The organism is Bacteroidales bacterium (assembly GCA_035647615.1).
Taxonomy (GTDB): domain Bacteria; phylum Bacteroidota; class Bacteroidia; order Bacteroidales; family 4484-276; genus SABY01.
In genome coordinates, this window is sequence record DASRND010000019.1 from 43,076 (window position 1) to 66,349 (window position 23,274).

9 protein-coding genes are annotated in these 23,274 nt (G+C 44.6%); 7 read left to right on the forward strand and 2 right to left on the reverse strand.

Going from position 1 to position 23,274, the window contains the following annotated elements; translation table 11 throughout:
• Nucleotides 1-4 precede the first annotated feature (4 nt).
• The 5 genes from VFC92_06845 to VFC92_06865 all read left to right on the forward strand — a co-directional run bounded on the left by VFC92_06845 (nt 5) and on the right by VFC92_06865 (nt 6,761).
• Nucleotides 5-1,705 carry a tetratricopeptide repeat protein gene (locus VFC92_06845; GenBank protein HZK07903.1) on the forward strand — a complete coding sequence of 567 codons (1,701 nt, stop codon included), beginning with the start codon at nt 5-7 and terminating at the stop codon, nt 1,703-1,705.
• Nucleotides 1,706-2,600: 895 nt separating this feature from the next.
• Nucleotides 2,601-2,750 (forward strand): hypothetical protein, encoded by a 150-nt coding sequence (locus tag VFC92_06850; GenBank protein HZK07904.1) that lies wholly within the window; start codon nt 2,601-2,603, stop codon nt 2,748-2,750.
• Nucleotides 2,751-2,811: 61 nt separating this feature from the next.
• Nucleotides 2,812-5,877 (forward strand): choice-of-anchor J domain-containing protein, encoded by a 3,066-nt coding sequence (locus VFC92_06855; GenBank protein ID HZK07905.1) that lies wholly within the window; start codon nt 2,812-2,814, stop codon nt 5,875-5,877.
• Between the two features lie 211 nt (nt 5,878-6,088).
• Entirely contained in the window at nt 6,089-6,346 is a 258-nt protein-coding gene (locus VFC92_06860; protein ID HZK07906.1) for a DUF6364 family protein, read from the forward strand.
• A 58-nt stretch (nt 6,347-6,404) separates the two neighbouring features.
• Nucleotides 6,405-6,761, forward strand: a complete 357-nt coding sequence (locus VFC92_06865; GenBank protein ID HZK07907.1) for a PIN domain-containing protein — start codon at nt 6,405-6,407, stop codon at nt 6,759-6,761.
• 3 nt (nt 6,762-6,764) lie between these two features.
• Here VFC92_06865 and VFC92_06870 read toward each other — a convergent pair whose 3' ends face one another.
• Both VFC92_06870 and VFC92_06875 read right to left on the reverse strand, forming a co-directional pair.
• On the reverse strand, nt 6,765-8,150 hold the full coding sequence (locus tag VFC92_06870; GenBank protein HZK07908.1) for an alpha/beta hydrolase-fold protein: 1,386 nt from the start codon (nt 8,148-8,150) through the stop codon (nt 6,765-6,767).
• A 94-nt stretch (nt 8,151-8,244) separates the two neighbouring features.
• A complete protein-coding gene (locus tag VFC92_06875; GenBank protein HZK07909.1) occupies nt 8,245-8,454 on the reverse strand; it encodes a molybdopterin-binding protein in 210 nt (69 codons plus the stop codon).
• A gap of 1,367 nt (nt 8,455-9,821) precedes the next feature.
• Here VFC92_06875 and VFC92_06880 point away from each other — a divergent pair.
• Together VFC92_06880 and VFC92_06885 are read left to right on the forward strand one after the other, a co-directional pair.
• Nucleotides 9,822-11,036 carry an MFS transporter gene (locus tag VFC92_06880; GenBank protein HZK07910.1) on the forward strand — a complete coding sequence of 405 codons (1,215 nt, stop codon included), beginning with the start codon at nt 9,822-9,824 and terminating at the stop codon, nt 11,034-11,036.
• A gap of 805 nt (nt 11,037-11,841) precedes the next feature.
• Nucleotides 11,842-23,274: immunoglobulin-like domain-containing protein (locus VFC92_06885; protein HZK07911.1), on the forward strand; the 11,433-nt coding region annotated here is incomplete at its 3' end.

Here is a 23,274-nt window from a genome sequence, read left to right on the forward strand (position 1 = left end):
ATCTTTGTCATCTAATATCGTTAAGGTGAAGCATGTAATGATTTTCCGTATTGCGTTGTCTATCGTAGTTCTGGTGATTTCTGCCGGACGACTTCCGTCACAGAATATGGTCCAGATCGATTCGCTCAACCATCGTGCTAATCTGGCGTCCGGCGATTCGGCACGGGTGCACGAATATGTGGAACTATCCAAAGCAATTGTTGCCTCCGATATCGAAGAGGCTTTACAGGTGGCGCAGCAGGCAATGGATGTAGCAGAAAAATCGGGTAACCAAAAACTAATCGCATACGCTTGCCTCAACTTTGGCAACGCATATTTCGTCAATGGCCTGCTGGAGCTTTCCACGCAATATTATTTACGATACATCGAAATAAATACCCGCCTCAGCGATGAAAAAGGTGTTGCTTACGGGCGCATTAATCTGGGGGCGGTTTATCTGCAGTTGCAGCAATACGAACGCTCACGCGATTATTTTGAAAAGGCACTGACTTTTTTTGAACAAATGCCCGATTCTATTCGTCAGGCGTCGCCACATCAAGAGATGCTGACCATTTATAATAACCTGGGCATTGCCTGTCAAAACCTGAAAGAGTATGATCTGGCCGAAAAGTACTACCGAAAAGGAATTCTTTTGGCACAGCAGGATGGCAGCAAACCCGAAGAGCTCGGCATGTTGCTCAACAATCTGGGGGCGCTTTTTATCGGGCAGGGCAATCTTGAAAAAAGTCTTGAATATCTGCTCGAATCTTTCCGGTTTCGCCAGGCAGCCAACGATCTCGGCGCCATGGGGCAGTCGCACCGCACGCTTGCCGACTATTATCTCGCCATCAACGACGACCACTCCGCCATCAGTCATCTTAACGAAGGCTATCGGTTGGCGACTCAGGTTGGAAATATGGGTTTGCTAACGGAAGTGGCGATCAAATTGTTTGAGATTTATCAGCGGCAGGGCAACTCCGATTCGGCACTGAAATATTATATCGCTTACGCTGATATCAACGAAAAGCTCACCCGCGAAGAGGCGGCTAACACGCTCATGCAGTTTGAAATCACCAGCAAATACGAAGAAAGCCGGCAACGGATGCGCCTGGAGCAGCAGCGCAAGGAGCAGCGCTATCTTTTTATCGGACTCACCCTGCTTTTGATCCTGGCCATTATCAGCCTGTTATATTTCCTTTCGCATAGCCGCAACAAACGCCTTCGTCTGAAGGCCGAGAATATTCAATTGAATGCGCAGAAAATTGAGCTTGAAAAAAATAATCTTGAAAAGGAACTCGACATCAAGAAAAAAGAGCTGACCACCAATGTGATGGTTCAAATTCAGAAAAACGAGCTGATTTATGAAATTGTCCAGAAGCTACAAAAACAAATGGCAACGGGTCAACGGCCCGATCAGCGGTGGCTGCTTCAGACCATCCGCGATCTTGAGCGCACGCACGACAGTTCAATTTGGCAGGAATTTGAAGTTCGCTTCGAACAGGTGCACAATGATTTCTACCAAAAACTGAACGATATCGACGCCAGCCTCACACCCAACGAGCGGCGTTTGTGCGCTTTCCTAAAGCTAAACATGAGCTCCAAAGAAATTTCGCTCATCACCGGTCAAGCGCCCCGCACCATTGATGTGGCCAGAACCCGCCTGCGCAAAAAGCTCAAGCTCACCAACTCGGATACAGGGCTTGTTGAATATCTTGCTGCTCTTTGACGAAGTCTTCAGCCTGCAGTTCTCAGTAAGCAGCCGGCAAGGGATGGCGCCCCTGCTCTCAATAAAATTCCGGTGTGTTCAGCTTAGGCTTGGCCTAAGCTGTCTCTATTTCCGCAGGCTTTGCCTGCTTTTTTAAATCAATTTTCTTTTGGTTTCCAACAGACTAAGCCTGTAAAAATAGACCTGACGAGGCTCAGCCTCGTCCAAACACCACTATTGGAAAACTCAAATGAAACATTTCGATTAGAAAAGCGCGCACCAACCTTTCGCAGAAGTGCTCTCTGATAGTTTTCCGGCTGTCAATAAAATTCCGATGTGTTCAGCATAGGCTTGGCCTAAGCTGTCTCTATTTCCGCAGGCTTTGCCTGCTTTTTTAAGATAAGTTTCTTTTTGGTTACAACAGGCTAAGCCTGTAAAAATAGACCTGACGAGGCACAGCCTCGTCCAAACACCCAGATTTTCAGGTTGAGAATCAGTTGTGTTAATTTTTGGCTGGTTTGAGTTACGGTGGTTGAGCGTAGTCGAAACCACTACAGCCTCGTTCAAACACCACTATTGGAAAACTTAAACGAAACATTTCGATTAGAAAAGCGCACAGTAACCTTCCGCAGAAGTGCTCCCATCTCCTTTAGGAGAGGGGTCGGGGGTGAGGTCTGAAAATGCACCGAGGCTAAGCCTCGTCCAAACACACAAATTCAAAAAACCGCTCTGCGTTCTTTGTCCGGTGCCCTGCTCTCAGCGCCTTGCGATCATAAGATTCTCATCAGCAGCAAGCTAATCGTTTTTGTAGTGCGGATGTATGGTCGGTTTTGTGGTTTTGTAGCTACAAAGTGGCGATGGTTTTTTTGGTGGTAAACCACACGCGTAGTAATCTTGCAGCTCAAAACTTAAAACGATGGCGCAGAATAGAAGTGACGATAAAACGGAGAAAGAAATCGACGAGGAGTTGAAGGCTCTTTTAGAGCGTAAACAAAACGAGAGAAAAGCACTTTTGAAGTTGCTCCGTCACGTCGAAAAAGGAATGGATGATAAAATGACAAAATAGAAATCATTACACCCTTAATAATACTTAAATCAAACATTCATAATTCAAAACAATTAAAACAATGCAAACAAAAACTACATTTTTCTCACAATTTCGATTGGCCAGCCTTATGTTGCTGCTCATGCTCATGTTTACAACGGCGGGTGCCCAGAGCAGTCGTATCTTCCCTATCGAGGAGAGCTTTGAAGTCGCAACCTTTCCACCCGCCAACTGGCAGATTTATGATTTGGATGGTGGCGGCGAATACTGGGCTGCCACTACTACTTTAAATCACACACCCGATGGTTCCATGAGCGCTTATCATAGTTTCGCTTTTGGCAACCAGGATGGTTGGCTGGTAACTCCTGCCATGGATTTTCCAACCGGTCATCCGATTGTTTTTACTTTTTGGAATTATACCCTTGACCCTGATTATTATGGCAACAACAGCGTATGGATCAGTACCGGCAGCGGCGATCCGGCCAGTGGCGATTTCGTGCAGCTTTGGACGGCTGACGTAGCGGTGGCAGTGTGGGAGCAGGTAATTCTTAATCTGCAAAGCTACGAGGGGCAAACCGCTTATGTTGCATTCCGCTATCAAGGCGACTTTGCACATGCTTGGGCTGTGGATGATGTATTTATTGGAAGTGATTTTAATACCGCCCCGCAAATCGTTGTCAATCCTGCCGTTTTGAATATTACTGCACCCATAAATACGGTAGTAAATAAAAAACTTACGATAAAAAATATCGGTATCGATAATCTGGTTTACACACTCGACTTTACCTATGGCAGTGGCACCAACGGTTGGCTTTCCATCGATCCGCTTAGCGGCGACCTTGGCACCAATAGCTCGCTGGCACATATCCTAACTTTCAATCCTGAAGGTCTTTCTATTGGCAGCACATACACTGCCACCATCACCATCAGCTCCAACGATCCCGAGTTGCCGGAAGTAACTGTACCGGTTAACTACACTATTCTGGAAGCTGCAAATATTGATGTGACCATTATGGTTAATGACTACACCTTCCCTTACGACATTAGCGAAAGCGGTGAATATGTTGTGATCGTGCCTTTTGGTGGCGGGGGATTACTTTGGTCAAAATCTGGCGGATTGTTACCTATTAACGGCATCGAACCAGAAGTGATTGCGGTTGCCGAAGATGGAACTGTAGCAGGCACCGAGCGCAATCCTGAATATAATCTTCAGGGTCAGGAGACAGCTATGGCTGGCCTGTGGCATCCCCAAAGCGGGCAGTGGTCGTTTCTGCCGCTGAATCCTGAAGTAGGCGAACCGACAGAATCTGATTATTCTTCCGCATGGGGAATGTCTGCTGACGGTTCGATAGTAGTCGGGATGCAATATTATCCGAATTTCCAATACAAAGCTTTTAAGTGGTCTGCTGCCGGTGGTTACGATATGATTGGCGATCTGGCTTCTGGTGGCAACCGCCCCAACGGCGTTAGCAACGATGGAAGCGTGGTTTATGGATGGGCTGATTTGCCCAGCGCTTCACGTTCACCAGTTATTTGGGCTGATGGCCAACTGATAGAAGTTGCTCCTGATGATTATGGCGAAGCAATGGCAGCCTCTTCAACCGGCGAATATGTAGTTGGTTTTGCTGGTGACAAAGGATTTATCTGGAGCCAACAAGCCGGCGTTGAACTTTTTCCCAATACATTGAATGCGGGCGAAATATCTGCTTTAGCCGTTTTGGACGACGGTACCATTTTTGGCTATACTGTCGAAGGTTTCCCCCCATTTCCTGATATGCGCCGCGCATTTGTAAGGATGCCTGATGGTGAAATGTCTACCTTCAACGATTATGCTTTAAACCGTGGAATGTCGGATGCTTCCGATTGGTTATTTTACAGTATCAATGGCGCAACTCCCGATGGCTTGAATATTATTGGTGCCGGAATAAATCCCGCTGGCGAAACTGTTTCTTTCCTCATCGATTTTGCTGCTGAGCTACCGCATATTAAGGTCATACCCGAAAATATTACAGAGGCGCTCAACCCTGGCGAAAGCTCCACCCAACAAATGGAAATTCAAAATACCGGTAATGCGCCCCTCACTTACGGAACTTTTGTTAACTATCTGATGGCCGGAAAAACCAACCAGCCCACTGCTGTTCCTGTAGGCAAAAGCCAGCGCAACCGGAACCTTTCGGTGCAATCCGCTCCCACCAAAGGTGGAGCTGCTTTGCGCGACAATGCCCGCGACGACTACTTTGTGCTGCATTATGATGGCGACAATGCAGAGGCTGTAGGTCTTATGGATGGAGGCAGTATGTTTGCTGCGGCACGTTTCCCGTCAGAAATGGTTTATCCCTTTGCCGGCGCAACGCTACAATCCGTTGATTTTTATGTGAATGATTTGCCCAACGAATCTACGCTCGTTATCTGGGGTCCCGGCACCACCACAACACCCGGTCAGGTGTTGCACGTTCAGCCTTTCGACGCGGCGCCGCTCGAGTGGAATACTATTACGCTGGATACACCACTGGAACTGGAAAGTACCGACATCTGGATCGGAGTCAACTACATCCACAATGCAGGTATGTGGGTGGCAGGTCTCGACGCCGGCCCTGCTAATCCCAATGGCGACTGGGTTTCGATGGATGGCGAAACGTGGGAGCATCTCTCCGATGCCGGCTTAAATAACAACCTCAACATCCGCGGTCTGCTGCAGCTTACACCCGGCGAATGGCTCAGCCTCGATCCTGCTGCCGGAACTGTACCCGCCGACGACGTTCGGGAAGTAGCTGTTAATTTTACCACTACCTCTATGATGCAGGGAGTCTATGCTGCCAACATCATTATCGAAAGCAACGACCACGACACACCTTACACCGTTGTTCCGGTTACCCTGGACGTAATGGTAGGAATGAATGAAGCTCCGATGCAGGCCATCCGTGTTTATCCCGTTCCTGCTTCCGACAGGCTCAACATCGACCTGGTGGAAGGTATCGAAAGTGTTCGCATGTTCAATAGCTTCGGTCAGTTGGTTCGTGAAGCTAAAACGATAAATACACTGAATCAGCAGTTCAACCTCGACGGTTTAAATGCAGGCGCTTACATGCTTCAGTTTATTGGAAGTACAGGCCAGACACACCAGCAAACTATCATCATTAGCAAGTAACTCTTTTTTTGATTTGGTTTAATAATGAAGGAATGACCGGCTCTACTGTGGAGCCGGTCTTTTTTTGTGAAGTTCCTGAAGGAATATCAGGATGTTAAGAGGTGAGCTTCAGAGTTTTTTATTATTTTCGTAAATATTATTTTGAGATTATGAAAGTCAAAATCCATTGACATTCGTTTAAATCATTTGATACCTTTTAAAAACAACGAATATGAATGCTGAGTTAATCATAAAACTTGACAAAAAAGTGATCGAACAAGCCGAGAAATATGCTTATTCGAAAAAAAAGAGATTATCGGAAATTATTGAGACCTATCTAAAATTTTTAGTTCAGATGGAAGACTTAAACATTGATTCCGAAATTGAGATTTCTCCTTTTGTAGAAAGTATGTCCACCGGAATAAGTATTCCTTCAGATTTTGATTACAAATCAGAATACTTGAATCATTTGGTTGAAAAAAATAAATAAAGATGAAATTGTTTTTGGATACCAATGTAGTACTCGATCTCTTGGGTGAGCGAGTGCCATTTTTGTTTCTGCGGCAAAGCTTGCTACATTGGCTGATCAACGAAAATTAAATATTATCGTTTCTGCTTTATCTTTTGCTACGGTTAGTTATTTCCTCACTAAGTTTTATGGTTTGGAAAAAACAAAAGAAAAACTGAGGAAATTTAAAGTCATTTCAAAAATATGTGAACTTGATGAAATAATCATCGAAAAAGGATTGAACTCAGAGTTTCATGATTTTGAAGACTCATTACAATATTACAGTGCTTTAAGATACGAATGTGACATTATTATAACCAGAAATGGGAAAGATTTTAAAACATCACTGATACCTGTCATGACTCCGGATGAATTTCTGAAAAGTATTAAGAAGTAAACACTAATCCAAAAACACCTTCCTTGATATTACCCCATCCTTGTAATTGGCTTTGATGAGATAAATGCCAGCCTGCAGCGGCGAGAGGTCTGTTTGCCGGCCGGACGAAACCCGCCGCGTCATCACAAGCTGACCAGCCATGGAATAAACCATCAGATCGAAAGTGTCGGTAGCGCCGGTTGGATCGGTAAGTACGAGGCTTTTGCCCACTACCTGCAGGGTTGGTTCGTTTGTATTCACGCCGGAACCAATGGCGCCGGAGGTTTCCATAAACAGCCATTGATAAGCTTCTGCGAACTGTGAACGCCACAAAGCTTCGTTATGCTGGCCGCCAGCTACTGCTTTTACTGTAACCTGATCAGGACGGAATCCTGCTGCCACCAGCGTATCTTTCATTTTATTCATCTGTTGCACCAGGTTGTCACTTTCGGCAGTGCCACCCATAATATAAATCCGCATTGGATGCTGCGCTCCGGCCAGGTAGCTGAAATCATACACAGAATCGTTGAACCAATAGGAGGGTGAAAAGATCCCTGCTTTGCCAAAAAGATTTTGATATTTCAGGCCGATGTAATGAGAAATAAGACCGCCCAGCGAGCTGCCCATCACACCGGTATATTCACGATCGGGCAGGGTGCGGTAATGCTGATCGATATAGGGCTTGAGCGTCTCGGCGATGAAACGTGCATACTTGTCACCATCACCACCGCCGTGTTGTGTATTCGCCCAGGGCGTATATTCATCTATGCGGTGTTGGCCGCCATTGTCGATTCCCACAACGATAGGAACGACTTTGCCTTCGTCGGCCAGCTGGTTCAGAGTTTCGTCCACTTCCCACTCGCCGGCAAAAGCGGTGGCCGCGTCAAAAAGGTTCTGCCCATCGTGCATGTAGAGCACAGGATAATTTTTGGCGCTGATGTCGTAGTCCGGTGGAAGATAAAGCCAGATGCGGCGGTTGCGGTTGAACTGCGGCATAAAAAACGCTTCGTCCATCACCACCACATTTTCGGCAGCAGTATGCCCCGTGCTGCCCTGGTCTTCCCAGCTTAGTATTGATACTTCCAGCGTGTCGGCGCTGCTCATCACAAAGGTGCGGTTGGGTAGGAAACCGCCATTCTCGTTTCCCTCCACAGTTTCCCATGAGCCGCGCGTAAACTTAAAATCGATCTGTCCGGAGGCTGTGATTGTAACCTGCGGCTGACCGTTGCTGTTGGTCTCCAGCCGGTAGTTTTCGTCGCCGGGGTTCCAGCCGTTGAAATTACCCGCAACATAAACTGATTCGTCGGGTGGTATGTTGGATGGGAGGGAAGTTACGATGATGGTAACCTCTGCAGCTGAAACGAAAGCTGCAACAAAGGTAATCAGGACAATTAAAAAGTTCTTTTTCATAAAATAGTTGTTAAGAATTACGTGGCGTAAGGCGCTTAGAGCATGGCGCAGGGCGCATGGCGAAAGACACATGATCAAGGGTTTATTTTTTTATTTAATCGATGGCAATCATCACATTGGAAGCTTTGATGAGGCCATACACCTCCATGCCTTTTTTCAGCTCAAGGTTTTGTGCGGATGTTTTGGTGATGATCGAAACGATCTCCTGCCCACCTGGCAATTGAAGGGTTACCTCAGAATTGACTGCCCCATGCTCGATGTGGGTGATGGTACCTTTTAGTACGTTGCGTGTGGATATTTTCATGATGTTATTGTTTTGGTTGTTAATAATGAAATATTTTGATTCAAAAATATACATTTCTAGCCATACAGGAGAAGATGTTAGGTTGTTTGTTGTTCCCTTCGACTACGCTCAGGGCAAGTGTTGTTTGTTTTTCCGTTCGGCTACGTTCAGGGCAGGTGTTGTTTGTTTGTAAATGCAGTTGCACAGAGTTATATTGAGTAAAATGGTGAGTTGCACTGTGTACCTGTAAAACCTCAATTCAAAGGCTGAAAGACTGCCTCCTGTTGGTAAATAGTTTCGCAGCGAAGCAAGGCCTTAAGTTAATGTTCCAAGCATGAAGTTTCCATGATCGCTTTTGCGTTTAGTTTTTGCCAAACAACAGGGAGATGACATAGCGAAGGTATAGCGATGGTATAGGGATGGTAGGGAGAAAAAGGTAAGGGTATGGGTGCCTGTAAAACTATAATCTGAAGCCGGAAGGTTGCCAGCTACTTACTACCTCCCGAGTTTGAACGAGGTTGCGGTGGCTGCGGTGGTTGCGGTGGTTGAGCGTAGTCGAAACCAGCGTAGTCGAAACCAGCGTAGTCGAAGCCCCGATCGTTCATTTCACACCTTATTGTTATAGGCACATTTTTTTTGCCTTTCGTTTTCGTTGATGAGTTCAATTGAATGTAATGTTGCTAAAAACTGGTGTCGTACTTTGCTTTCTTGGTAATATTCGGTGTTTGGACGAGGTTGTACCTCGTTCATTCTATTTTTACAGGCTGTGCCTGTTCGATCGTTCAAAGTTTAAAGGTTAAAGCAGGCTAAGCCTGCAAAAATAGCTGCAGCTTAGGCTCAGCCTAAGCTGAACGCCAAGCCGAACGATAAGTGCGTTTAGTAAAACTTCTATTTTTTTAAATATCGGATCGCAGAATTATGCAAGTGCGGACTCGAATAATGAAATAAAAATTCACTGAATGCCTGCGACCCGTCCTGTTTTTTTCTCACCACTCATCTCTTTTTTCTAACTTCTGCTTACTTTTTCAACCTGCCCCGGGGTTTGGACGAGGCTTGGCCTCGTCCGTTCTATTTTTACAGGCTGTGCCTGTTCGATCGTTCAAAAGTTTAAAGGATAAAGCAGGCTAAGCCTGCAAAAATAGATACAGCTTAGGCTGTGGCGGTTGCGGTGGTTGCGGTGGTTGCGGTGGTTGAGCGTAGTCGAAACCAGCGTAGTCGAAACCAGCGTAGTCGAAACCAGCGTAGTCGAAACCAGCCTAAGCCGAACGCTGAGCTGAGAACTGTGTAATGAAGGCTACCGACTGAGTACTGAGAACTGCCGACTGCTCCCTCCGTCTCACAATTTCCGTCGCCGTTTTTCTTAGAAAACAAAAAGGGTGTTCTTTGCATTGATCAGAGATCCGCAGGATCGCTTTTGGTTGCTGTGGTGGAAAATTATGATGGAAAAAGAGAAATTTAAAACCGGTAGCGTGCTTACCATTTCGGGGGCACATCTCCTTCACGACACCTACTCGGCGTTTTTGGCTCCCCTGCTGCCGCTGCTCATCTCCAGGCTGGGACTCTCCTTTACCATGGCGGGCGTTCTCAACGTAGTCAACCGGGTGCCCATGCTGCTGAATCCGTTTATCGGACTGCTTGCCGACAGGATTCAGATGCGTTATCTGGTGATCTTCACACCTTTTATTACTGCCATCTGCGCCAGCTTTATGGGTGCAGCCCCCAACGTGACGCTCCTCATTGTTCTGGTATTTGTGATGGGCATCAGCGCGGCATTGTTTCATGTGCCGTCGCCGGTGATGGTGCGCCGTGTTTCGGGCGCGTATGTGGGGCGCGGGATGAGTTTTTATATGTTTGGCGGCGAGGTGGCGCGCACCATCGGACCGATGGTGATACTCGGAGCTGTCTCGCTGTGGGGATTATCCAACACCTGGAAGCTTATCCCCGTTTCGGCATTCTTTACTCTATTTTTGTATTTCCTGCTGCGCGACATCAAGATTTCGGAAGTGATGCAGCACAGCCATGAAGAGGCTAATGCCGGCATCACACTTCGCCGTTACTGGCCATTTCTGGTGATGCTCGCAGGTTTTCTGGCTTTTAGCGCTTTGCTGAAGTCGGCTGTCACAGCATTTCTTCCCACCTACCTCACCGACCAGGGCGCCACCTTATGGTATGGCGGTTTTGCACTGGTGGCGCTCGAAGCATCCGGAGCGGCAGGCACCCTTTTGGCCGGCACCCTCTCCGACAGGATTGGCCGCAAAACCACACTGGTAACCGCCACGGTGGTGACGCCCATCGTATTTTGGTTTTTTGTGCATTCTTCTGCCTCCTGGCAGTTTCCGCTGCTGATCCTTTTGGGATTTTTTCTTTTCGCCAGTGGTCCTGTGGTGCTTGCCATGGTGCAGGACCTGGGCAGCGACCGCCCTGCTTTCCTCAACGGCATCTACATGACCATCAGCTTTTTCTTTGGCTCCCTTGCCGTGCTGCTCATCGGCTTCTTTGGCGATCTCAGCGGACTGCAATGGAGCTATAACCTGGTGTCGTATCTTGCCTTCCTGGCAATCCCTTTTTCGGTGTTGATTTTTAAATACAGCGGACAGAAATGAGAGGGGGTGCCAGCGTTTTTTTTACATCTGCTCGTTAAACCGCATAAATAAAACAGGAAAGAGTGAAATGCTTGATAATCTGCAATCAATGGGTACCGATGCTATGGAGTGAAGGCCGCACCTTCTGTAAAATGCCGGTGCCTGGCGTGAAGCTAACAGACTGATAACTAAAATGCCACGTAGCCCATTCGTCCTTTTGTGTGGAGGCTGGCGGCAGGTTTGTAAAGCGGAAATTGCTTCATACACAAAAACAGGGGGTTCATACACGAAACCATGTCGCTCATACAATAAGAGACGGGTTTCTATTTTTGTATTATTTAACTTTTTACTTTTACGAAAATTTTGTGGGGGGAATCCATCAAAGTTTTAACATTATAGTGAGTTACCCAAGTTATTAACTTGATCCTGTTGTATGAAAAAACCTGTCTTTACTTCTCTCTCTTCACCATCTGTAACGAGTTTACCTGCCTCTGCCAGTGTGCTATCGGGGTGTTCCCAGGGGCAGCCCTTTCTCTTCTGACACACTCTCGTACAGTTTGATTTAGCGAAGAAGCATTAGGCTTCTTATTTTCCGGGTCCAAAAAAATTAACGGACATGTTGTTATTTACCATCCTTCTGTTTGTAGTGAGCGCCGCAGTAGTAGCGCTCTTCCACCGTGCTGATGTGCGGCGTAAACAGCGGCAAGGCCGGCAGCGCTTCCGTTCAGCCGACCACGCCGCATCCTTCAACCAGCAATAAATTTATCGTTCTCAATCATAATACTAATTACAAAATTTTAAATGTATCACTAAAAACTAACGAGTTATGAAAAAATTTACACTTTTAATTGCATTGATGGCCTTTGTGGGCTTTAGTGCGTTTGGACAGGAAACAATTAGTACCAGTCCTCCTTTAGATGGAGGGGGATCTGGAACCGTTACTATTTGTAAAGGTGGAACCGTTAATCTCACTGTGCATGGCAGCAAAGCTGGGAAAGACTATTATTTCGCACCTGGAAATGGTGACAATCAAGGGCCAACAGCTGGAATTGGGGGTAATATTGGCTTTTCATACACCTACAATTCATCTGGTACTTTTAATGCTAGTGTTAGCGGTTTTAATAACCCTCCTCCAGGCGGCTTTATTAATTTGGCTTTTACCGTTAAGGTAGAAGCCGATCCCATCGCACCTACTATGACCAAAGATCCAATCGATGAGTCTGTATGTGCTGGAACAAATGTTTCTGCAACAATAGTAGCAGGATCAGGTGGGGTTTCTGGATGTAGTGACACTTATGAATACAGTACAAATGGGGGCTCAAGCTGGAGTACTTACACTTCAGGGCAAAGTATTTCTACTACCGATCTTTCAGGAACTAATATTGTTCAGGTGAAAGCCTGGCGTGCGCACCCTGATGGATTAGGATGTATGTCGGAAGAAGTTTCCGTTTCCTGGACGGTAAACCCACTCCCAACACTCGGTAGCGTAACTTTAACACCGGTGTGTGCAGGCAATAAAGCAACCATGACATTAACAGGGCTTCCGCTGAATGTTAATGGCAAAGCATCTTATGTAATTAAAACCGGTGGTGGTAATTTCGTTTTTGATGGAGACATTGAAGACAATACTGGCGAAGAGGGTGAAGTTAGCTATGAAATACCTATTGACTTGGTGGTCGGCTATAATGGTTATGTTATTCAAATAACTAAACTTGAAATAACGGCTACAGGATGCACTAAAGAATTTACCAATAAAAATGCAACCGTTGTGGTAAAGGCTAAGCCAACAGCTACTCTTGACAAAACAGATGCTACATGCTATCAAGACAATGGAGAGATAAGAATTACAAACCCGACAGGTGGATTCGAAGATCATGAGTATTCCATTGGAGATGGGTGGCAAACATCAGGTACTTTTTCAAATCTTGAACCCAACACCTATGTTGTTAGTATACGAACTACTGAAGCCGGATGTGAAAAGGTAATAGATAATGCCTGTGAGATTTCTAATCTTGCAGGTCCGGCACTCGCAGCAGTAAACGCCGCTGGCGATAAAGTAGCAATGCAAACAGCCCTTGAGGATGTACATTTATGTATTGATAATTATGTTGATTATAATACACTTGTCTCTGCCCGTAAAACTGCCGTTGCCCAGGATATGCTCGAAAATCGTCTAGCTATTACGGGATATGAAAGCATTGTCGATGTAAAAACGCTTTTTGATGATCTGGTAACCTTTAGGCTGGCAGTTCAGGTAGCTGTTGACAACGCCAACAACGGCGATTTCACTTTTCAAAATTTGCAGGCTGTGAAAGATGCTTGGGCAAAGTTTGAAGACATGAAAATTAATGGAGTAGTAACTTCTCATCAGAACCTTGCAGATCTACAGACCTTCATTGATGCACTCGGTAATATGGTATCAGGACGCTTCACTGCACTAAGAACTGACCTTAAAGACAATGGTGCTTATGGCAGTTTCACGAACATGTACGGTATGCTAACTAAATTGGCCGATTTCCGTTTTGCCGTGGGTAAAGCTGTGGATCACGCCAATACCGGTAATTTTGAAATTGCGGATTTGCAGGCTGTATATACAGCTTTGATTCCCCTTAAAAATGGAGGAAAGTTAATTAATGGCAATACGATTCCAGAGGACTTTTACGGTATTCCGGCCTTAGTTACTGATCTTGAAGAATTGGTATCCGGACGCTTCGATGCACTGGTAGCTGACCTTGCAGCTAATGCCCCTGTTCCTGGCGGTTATCCCAGTTTCACGAACATGTACGGTATGCTAACTAAATTAGCCGATTTCCGCTTTGCTGCGGCTATAGCAGTTACCAACGCTAACAACGGCGATTTCATTGTTCAAGATTTGACGGATGTGAATGCCGCTTTGGGCTTACTTGTTGGCAAATCAGTTAGTGGACACATAATTGAATTAACTGAAATTCAAGCTGCAAATGCTTTTATTATCGAACTCAATAATATGGTTTCCGGACGCTTCACAGCTCTGGTAGCTGACCTTAAAGCCAATGGTGTTTATGGCAGCTTCACGCAAATGTCGACAATGCTTTATCCTTTGGCTCAGTTTCGCTTTGCTGCGGCTATAGCAGTTAGCCACGCCAACAGCGGCGATTTCATTGTTCAAGATTTGACGGATGTGAATACAGCTTTGGGCTTACTTGTTGGCAAATCAGTTAGTGGACACCTAATTGACGAGACTGAAATTCAAGATGCACAGATTTTTATTGATTATCTTGGTGCACTCAATACTGCGGCTCCCGGACGTTTTGCTGCCCTGGTAGCCGACCTTAAAGCCAATGGCTCTTATGGTAGCTTCGAGCAAATGTCGGGGATGCTTTATCTTTTGGCCAACGTGCGATTTACCATTCAGGATGTTATGACTGCTGTAGTAAACCCTGGAGGTCTTACAGCCGCCGACTTCAGTAGTTCTACGGGTAAAATGGTTCTTGTAGGTGATGCATTTTGTGCTTTACCTACTGGTACATCCATCAGCGGAGAGGTTGTTACCTGTGCTGAAGTGAACGCGGCGTTTGCGTTTTTCAATGCTATGGATACGCCCACAAAAGATTTCATCCTTGCAGACGTTAACGGCAAGACCTATGGCTCATTCACTCAATTGCTTTTAGCCATTCAAGCTACTTACAACGCATTGCCGGTAGTAAACATTTCAACTACACCTAACCTGCGTTACGCTACCATACAGGGAGCTATTGATTCAGACGAGACAACGGATGGTCATACCATTACCGTGGCCTCGGGTACTTACACCGAAAATGTAACCATCAATAAGCCTAACCTGACGCTAAAGTCTGTTGATGGCCGCGATGTTACTTTCATTAAAAACCCTTTAGTAAATCTAGAAACTCCCGGTATTTCGGTGGTTAAGAATATGGGAACTGTAACTGTTGACGGCTTTACCGTGGATGGTTTCCGATTAGGAATCAACCAGTCAAGGGCCAATGGTGTAGGAACTACCTTCATTGTTAAAAATAACAAGGTTATTCCTGAGAATAGCATTTATATGCGAACTGGCATCCAGGTAACCGGCGTAGCTTCACAGGTAACTGGTAACTATGTTGTTGGCGCTCCACTTACAAATGATTGGGCAAGTACCGCCATAGGTGTGATTGATACTAAAAACGTTTTAGTAGAAGATAACACGATTGATGGCCCTGCAGACCTTGGAATCAATGTGATGAATGTTGCTGTTGACTATGTTGAAAATATTATCATCAAGGATAATCTAGTTACTGACGCCGGGCAAAGCATTCGCATTAGTGGTTGGCCGAGTACTCTAACTAAAGAAGTTAAGAACATCACAATTACAGGCAATACCCTAAAGAATAGTCCCATAAGTGGTGGTATCGTAACGCAAGATGTGAGTTTAAATGGTCTTACCGTCACTGGAAATACCATCACAGGACATGCATTGCATGCAGTGAATTTTATAAACGATGGAACAATAGTAACAGAATTGGGTGGTGATATCAAGATCGACAACAACACGTTTGGTAGCAATGGGTCTGACATTTATAATGGTACCGATCATATTATCGACGCCACCTGTAACTGGTGGGGTACTACCGACTATTCGACTATCTATGATAATGTAGAAGGCAATGTTTTGTATGTGCCTTATCTTTCTGAAGAAAGTGCCACATGCACAGGCAGCACGGCTATACCCAACAATGTAACCCTTACTTACACCCCTGCCAACCAAGGTATTCTGCTTAAATTTGGTGTAGCTAATAATGCCATGGAGTTGAGGCCAGCTCCTGGCTTGGAAATAGACCCTTTTTCGACTGCTAACCTTGGCGAAGTTGGTCTGCGCTACCAGGCTTTAGCTGATGCCTTGGCAGGCTCAGATGAGGATGCCATCACGGCAGCAGCCCTCGCCATCGGTGATGATATCATCTGTGAGTATTATTATATGAACGGACTTACAAAAGTTCCCCTACAAACTGACAATAATAACCCGCTGGTAAAAAGTAAATACTGGGCTGGATATTTAGTGAAAGATGATATAGCTAACACAAATTATCCGGATTGGTTTTATAATCCGCAGCTTACCCTAATAGAAAAGGGTAGCAGCTACCGCACCCATACAAATACGGGAACTGTGGTAGGTGATGGCTGGCTTAATGCCGTTTTAGGACGCGAAATGAGTGTAGATGTTACCTTTATCAACAATGGAAGAATTGAAATGGTGACTAAGACTGTACCAATCGACCGTGGCCCTGTAAATGTTTACAATGGTGATCCTGCCGTTTCTGGAATCTGGGTAAGCAGCCATACAACTATCCAGGATGCTATTTCTGTAAGTACAACATTGGATAATTACTTTGTTGTGGCAGATGCAGGCATTTATGAGGAATTAATCATCATTGATAAACCGCTTACACTGCGTGGACCTAACTTTGAGAAAACCGGGTTTGACGAGTTACGTGATCCATTGTCAGAAGCAATATTAACCTTCCCTGATGGCATTACTGTAATGGAACCAGCTTTAATAACGGTTAGTTCTGGTGTGAATAACGTAACCATTGAAGGCTTTGATATTAAAGACAAAGACTATCTGATTGGACAAATACCTTATCTTATTCATACATTCAAAGCAAATGATCTGACTGTAAGAAATAATAGAATGTATGGCGGTGATGTACAGTTGTATGTTTTAACCGGAACTGCCGTCGCAGACTTTAGAACCGGTCTTTTGGTTGAAGGAAACTATATGAATAGCGGTCCATTTGTTAATAGCGTTTTAAACAGAGGGATCTATGTTCAGGCTACTGCCGGAACCGTTCAAAATAACCAAATTGTAAATGCAAACATTGGTGTTCAAATTATGCCTTATGGTCACGCTACCGGAGGTGAGGTTAAAAACAATATTATTTCAGCTAACGAGGTTGGCCTTTATCACAATGGGCAGGCAAAAGGTGCCGGCACCTGGACCTGGTCGAACAATACAGTGACTATTGCTGATAATGATCACCAAGGATTGAAGGCTCAGGTTAAAAATCCCCGCCCTTACATGCCTAAAGTTATCTTCAACGGTATATGTGTTACTAATTTTGGCTCAGCGGGTACTGGAAGTGCACCGGCAGTATTTTTTACCAATAACTCATTTGATGGAGCGAAAGGAATCAACTTACATATAAGCGGATCTATGGGTGTTAACCTTCAGGCTTCTTATGGTACCGGGACAGTAATCGTCACTGAAAATAGTTTTACAAATACTACTGGTCGGTTTATTTACAATCAAGCTAATTATGATATTCAAGCCACCTGCAACTGGTGGGGTAGAACAGATGTAAGCAACGAGTTCTGGTTGTTCGGTGGCGCTGTCTATTCGCCATGGCTGGAAAGTGCAGGTACACAAAATAATCCAGGATTTACACCTGATGCAGGAAGTTGTGGTGGTACTCCGGTAGTAATTGCTTCGGCTGTTGCTGATAATATTACTTGCGGTGAAACCACAGGTTCTATTCTGGTAACTTTCAGCGGAGGCACGGCACCTTATACTGTTGCTTGGGGAGCCTTCTCTGCCACTGGTGTCGCCTTAAGCCCATACACACTTGAAGGACTTGCTGTAGGCACCAATCAGATAAAGGTTACTGATGTTTATGGAAATTTGGCAACATTTAGCCCGGCAGTTGCCATTCAATCTCTGCCTGTAACATTGAAAGATGGTTCTTCCAACTTCAAGGGATACTACGCCACTATCCAGGCTGCAATTAATGCTGCTACTGCTGGTGATGTAATTGATGTATGTGCCGGAACCTATGAGGAATTAATCGTCATTGACAAACCGCTGACACTGCGCGGCCCTAACTTTGGGAATACCGGTTACGGTACACGTGTAGCAGAAGCAATACTAACATTCCCTGATGACCTTCCCGTTACGGTATATCCAGCTGTAGCTGCTGAACCATCTGTTATAACGGTTAACGCTAATGTGCACGGAGTAACCATTGAAGGATTTACAATTCAAGACAAAGACTATCTGATTAGAGAAATACCCTATCTTATTCAAACATTCAAAGTAAATGATTTGACTGTAAGAAACAATAGAATGTTTGGTAGCGATGCCCCTTTGATGATATTAACTAATAGTACGTCAATATTCCAAACCGGTCTTTTGGTTGAGGGGAATTTTATGGATTGCGGTCCATTTGTGAATAGCCAATACAACAGAGGGATGTACATTCAGGCTACTGCCGGAACTATTCGCAATAATCAGGTACTAAATACAAATGTTGGTATTCAAATTTTGCATTATGGTAACCCTACCGGAGGTGTTGTTGAAAACAATACAGTTTCTGCTGGCGCAATTGGACTTTATCATAATGGTCACGCAAAAGGAGCCGGCTCTTGGACATGGTCGGGTAATACAGTTACTTCTGCTGAAAATGAACGCACAGGATTGCAAGCTCAAGTTAACTTACCCCAAGTTTTTGTGGGTGGTGAATTCAGAGGTATAGAGATGATTAATTTTGGTGTTTCGGGTAAAGGAAACGCTCCGGTAGTAAATTTCAATAATAACTCAATTGATGGAACAATCGTTAGCAGTCCATTTGTAACTTCTGCTGAAGGTCTTAGAGTTATGAATAATTATGGTACTGGGACAGCGACCTTAACTGGGAATAGTTTTACAAATGTAAAATATGGTATTAGGAATGCAACTACTTGTAATATTCAAGCCACCTGCAACTGGTGGGGTACTGATACATACTCAGGCATTTACAGCAAGGTAAGTGGCCCCGCAGTGTATGTGCCTTATCTTACTTCCAACGATCTTAATGGTGACTGCGACGGCCCCCATGCTAAGATAGCCGGTTTAGCGATTAACTATACTGCAGCTTCAGAAAATGTGGTAGTAACTTTTGGTTTAGAAGACAACTCAGCATTAATCTATCCTATTCCCGGGCTAACAGATCCCGGCGAAATAGCTGCAAAATATGGCGTATTAGCAGCAGCAATCGCAACTGGTGTTCAGGCTGACATTACAGCCGCCGCGTTGAGTATTGGTGATGATATCATCACTGAATATTATTACAAGGAAGGTACTACCAAGAAGTATCTGAAAACAGCAGGTGGAAATGACCTGGTGAAAAACAAATACTATGAAGGTTATTTGAGAAATACATCTACTACTCCTTCTTTAGGATATCCAAGCTTTTCACCTCCTATGTTCGAAGTGCCGATTGGTCCATACAGTACCAGCACCAACCCAAAAACTCAGGGTGGTACGGTGAACAACGGCTGGCTGAGCGCAGTGTATGGAAAAGACTTGTATGTTTCGGTAACACTGATACACAACGGAAAGGTTACCAATCTTGAGCAAAGTATTTTCATCCCCGCTGCTCCCATTGTAAATACAACTACCGGGTTGGGCTACATGCAGATTCAAACGGCCATTGATGCTTCAAACTCTACAATTTCTTCTCCTGAAACAATACAATTGGCTGCTAATTATACTTTTTTAGAGTCCGACATCACTATCAATAAAGACGGACTAACCTTAATAGGAGCAGGTGAGGAATATACATTTATTAATCCCGACCCGGCAAAGATTGATGGGCACGATTGTACACCAACTGGCGGAACCGTACACCACGGAATTATTGTGGCTGCTGATAATGTTACAATAAAAGACCTTACCGTGGACGGTGGAACATTGACTCAGGGTTATCGTCAGGGTATTACTTCGTATTACTGGACAAATCTAAATTTCATCAATACGACAGTACAAGATGTTACCGTAACCAATATTTTCTACCGCGGCATTGTCCTTAGAAGAAACAATGCTTTAACCTCAGGACATAAAGTCTTGGGAGCAACTGTTACAAATGGTGGATGTGGTAATCAAAGTTGGGCTATTCTTGGATTTAATGTGGATGGTTTTGAAGTCAAAGGCTGTTACGTTGAAAACTGGTACCAAGGCATCGGATCGGGTAATTATACAGGTATTCCTTCTACTTGTGATATTCAAGATAACGAAGTAGTAGATGTTACATCCCAGGCCTACACCTTAACATCAAATGATGCAGTCAGTACTTTTAAAGGAAACACTGCAACGTTCAATACAGCAAATACAGGAACAGGTCTTGTTACCTATCAGGATGATATGACGCTTACCGACAACACCTTTACAGGTGCCCAGGTAGGAATTTCTGTAGGGTATCAGACACTGGCAAAAGACAAGCTTGTAATTGGTGCTAATAATACAATTACAGGTTTATCACCAACCCTATCCGGTTCAGTAGGTATTCTTGCCAATGATGAATCATGGGAAGGTGATGCCAGAAACTTTACAGTTAACGGAACCACTATTTCAGATTATGAAACTGGTATTCTAATTAAACCAGAAAATGGGATGACCTGCTCCGCTGATATTCTTAACAATACAATCAGCGCAAGTTTAGCGGGTATTAGTGTAAATGAAATTGAAACCAGTGCGACCAGCGGTCTTACTATCACTGGTAATAACGTTACATTAACCAATCAGTTGTCAGGAGTAAATCCTACAATCGGGATTTCTTTGTCAAAAGTTACGGGTACTGCTGCTGCTGTAATTATCGGCAATACATTGGCAAATTCTTTCTATGGCTATCTTGTTTATAACCTAAATACAAGCCCGGCAACAACAATTACCGGAGGCACTATTAAGGGTATTATGCAAGGTGTAGCTGCAGTTAATCTCGATCCTGCCGGTTTAGTAGAACGTGCTCCATCTAATTTAGGTGTAAGCAATATGACAGTATCAGATTTTGCCGGCGCTCATGCAGGCAGTTTCCACGCAGGTGTGTATGTTTATACTGGTGGTGCTGTTGACAATACGTCAATTACGGCCACTGTTGATAAAGTAAGCGTAACTGGAACCGGTAAGATTCAGCAGGATTGCGCCGGTCTTTCTTTTGCCGATTTTTCAACTTTAGCAAGTGCCGGACAGAATATCACAGTAACCGAATGTACGTTAACGGGTAACCTGAACCGCGGTATCAATGTAAGAGGCGCAAATGCCTTGGTTGATTTAGGAACATCTACCCTGACAGGCAATGGATCTGATCCGTATGTTACGGGCGGAAACAATGGTTTTGGAATTATGGCACATACAAATGCAAATGTGAATGTTCACAATTGCTTTATTACCAACCCTGCCTCAACAATCAATCCTGTTTATGCACTATTTGCCAATGGTGCAATTATAACAGCTATTCATAACTATCTTGATAATAATGGCAATACCACAATGGGAAAAATCGCTGTTAGCCAGGGTGTGGGCTCAATTACTGCTACCTGCAACTGGTGGGGATCAACTGTTCCTGCTACAAATGCAGCTCTTATTTCCGGTTCGGTAACCTATCAACCCTGGCTTACAAGTGGAGCTGATGGTGCGGGTGCAGGATTCCAACCACAAGCAGCATGTGATTTTGATGCGCCTGTAGGAGGCTTGTTAACCATGACGACCAAATTGCAGGGCTCACTTACAGCAACTCAGTTAGGTAATGTTTACACTATCACCGAACCTGTTGCATTTAATGGAATTGATGTTTTACAGGTGTTCAGTATAGAAGTAACTGATGCAAATCTGAATACAGACAATGTTCCCGTATTTTTCCCAGCACCTGAAGGAGAGAATGGCTATATGGAGTATGATGCTGTTAATCTTATCTGGAATTATGTACCAGGAAATCCCATTCCTGAATTTGTGGAAGGCGAACAAACCATAACGGCAACTTTCTCTGACCTTGCAGGAAATTCCACGCTTTTGAGCGTTATCCTTACTGCCGATACAGAAGCACCGGTTATCACACTATTGGGTGATGCCAACGTTTCTCTTTGTAAGGGAGATACTTACGAGGATGCAGGTGCAACTGCAGCGGATGTTCATGATGGATCTTTAACAGGTTCAATTGTAGTTACCGGCTTGCCAATAGCAGTAAACACCCCGGGTACCTATACAATTACCTACAATGTTTCTGATGCGGCAGGTAACCCTGCTATCGAAGTAACAAGAGAGGTAATCGTTCATGAGCTGCCCACGGCAACCATAAGCGGAAACCAATCGATTTGTAACGGTTTCACAGCTACTTTAAGTGTTGTGTTTACAGGAGCTGCGCTTTTTGACTTTACCTATTCTGACGGAATAGAAGAGGTAACATTAACCGGTATTCCAGCAATTCCGAGTCCATATACCTTTGATGTTAATCCAACAGCTAACACTACCTATACGATAACCAATGTAACTGATGCCAATGGTTGCGAAAATGTTGGGACAGGCAACGCCAAAGTCTATCTGGGCCCAACCACCATTGCTTCCGATGTAGTTGCTTGCGCCAATAGCGTTATTGAAATCCCAATTACGGTGAAAAACTTTAACGACGTAAGCGCAGTGTCTCTGACAATGCTCTATAGCGCAACGGTGATGACATTTAAATTTAAGTATGATGAATATGAAGATTTAGTGCCCGATTATACTACCAACTATCCCCAATTAATTAAGGATGTTTTTGTGACTGAATCAGGAGCTGATGGTAAAGTTATTGTTGTAGGAACTTCAAACACTCCCCTGGATATAGCTGATGGTGAAACACTGTTGACCCTGAACTTCGACTACGAAATAGGAGATACGAAGCTTGTATTTGACGACCGGGGTGGTAATAGTAATGATGATAGCTTTTGCGAATATGGAAACGGAATACCCGGCCAAAATTACCTCCCGTTTTGCGATGGAAATTTTCCCGGCACATGGCCTGGTATATATCCCGCTTTTGCTGATCCCGCTTATTATGTAAATGGTTTGATTGAAGAGGAAACTACCCCACCGGTATTAATAGATTTCGATGTTACCTGTGCCAGCCTTGACAAGGAAAACCTAAACCAGTGTCTGAGTGAAGCAATAGCATTTGACCCGAGTACATTGAATGACGATGTTGCAGACCTCTATGAAGACAACTGTAATGGTATTGTTACGGCTGAATGGACTGGTACAACTCCCGGAACAAACGACGACTGCAACTGGGAATTTACCTATGCCTTTAAAATTAAAGATGTATCCGGCAATTTTGTAACCTGTGACGTGGTTTACTCTGGTGGTGACTTGGTAGCCCCTGCCTTAACAGACATCTGGCCGACGGACATCACGGACGTGAATAATTGCGTAGCCAATGTGCCAGCCGAACCAACGGATGTAGAGATTGCAGCCCTTTATGAAGATGCTTGCGGCGGAGTG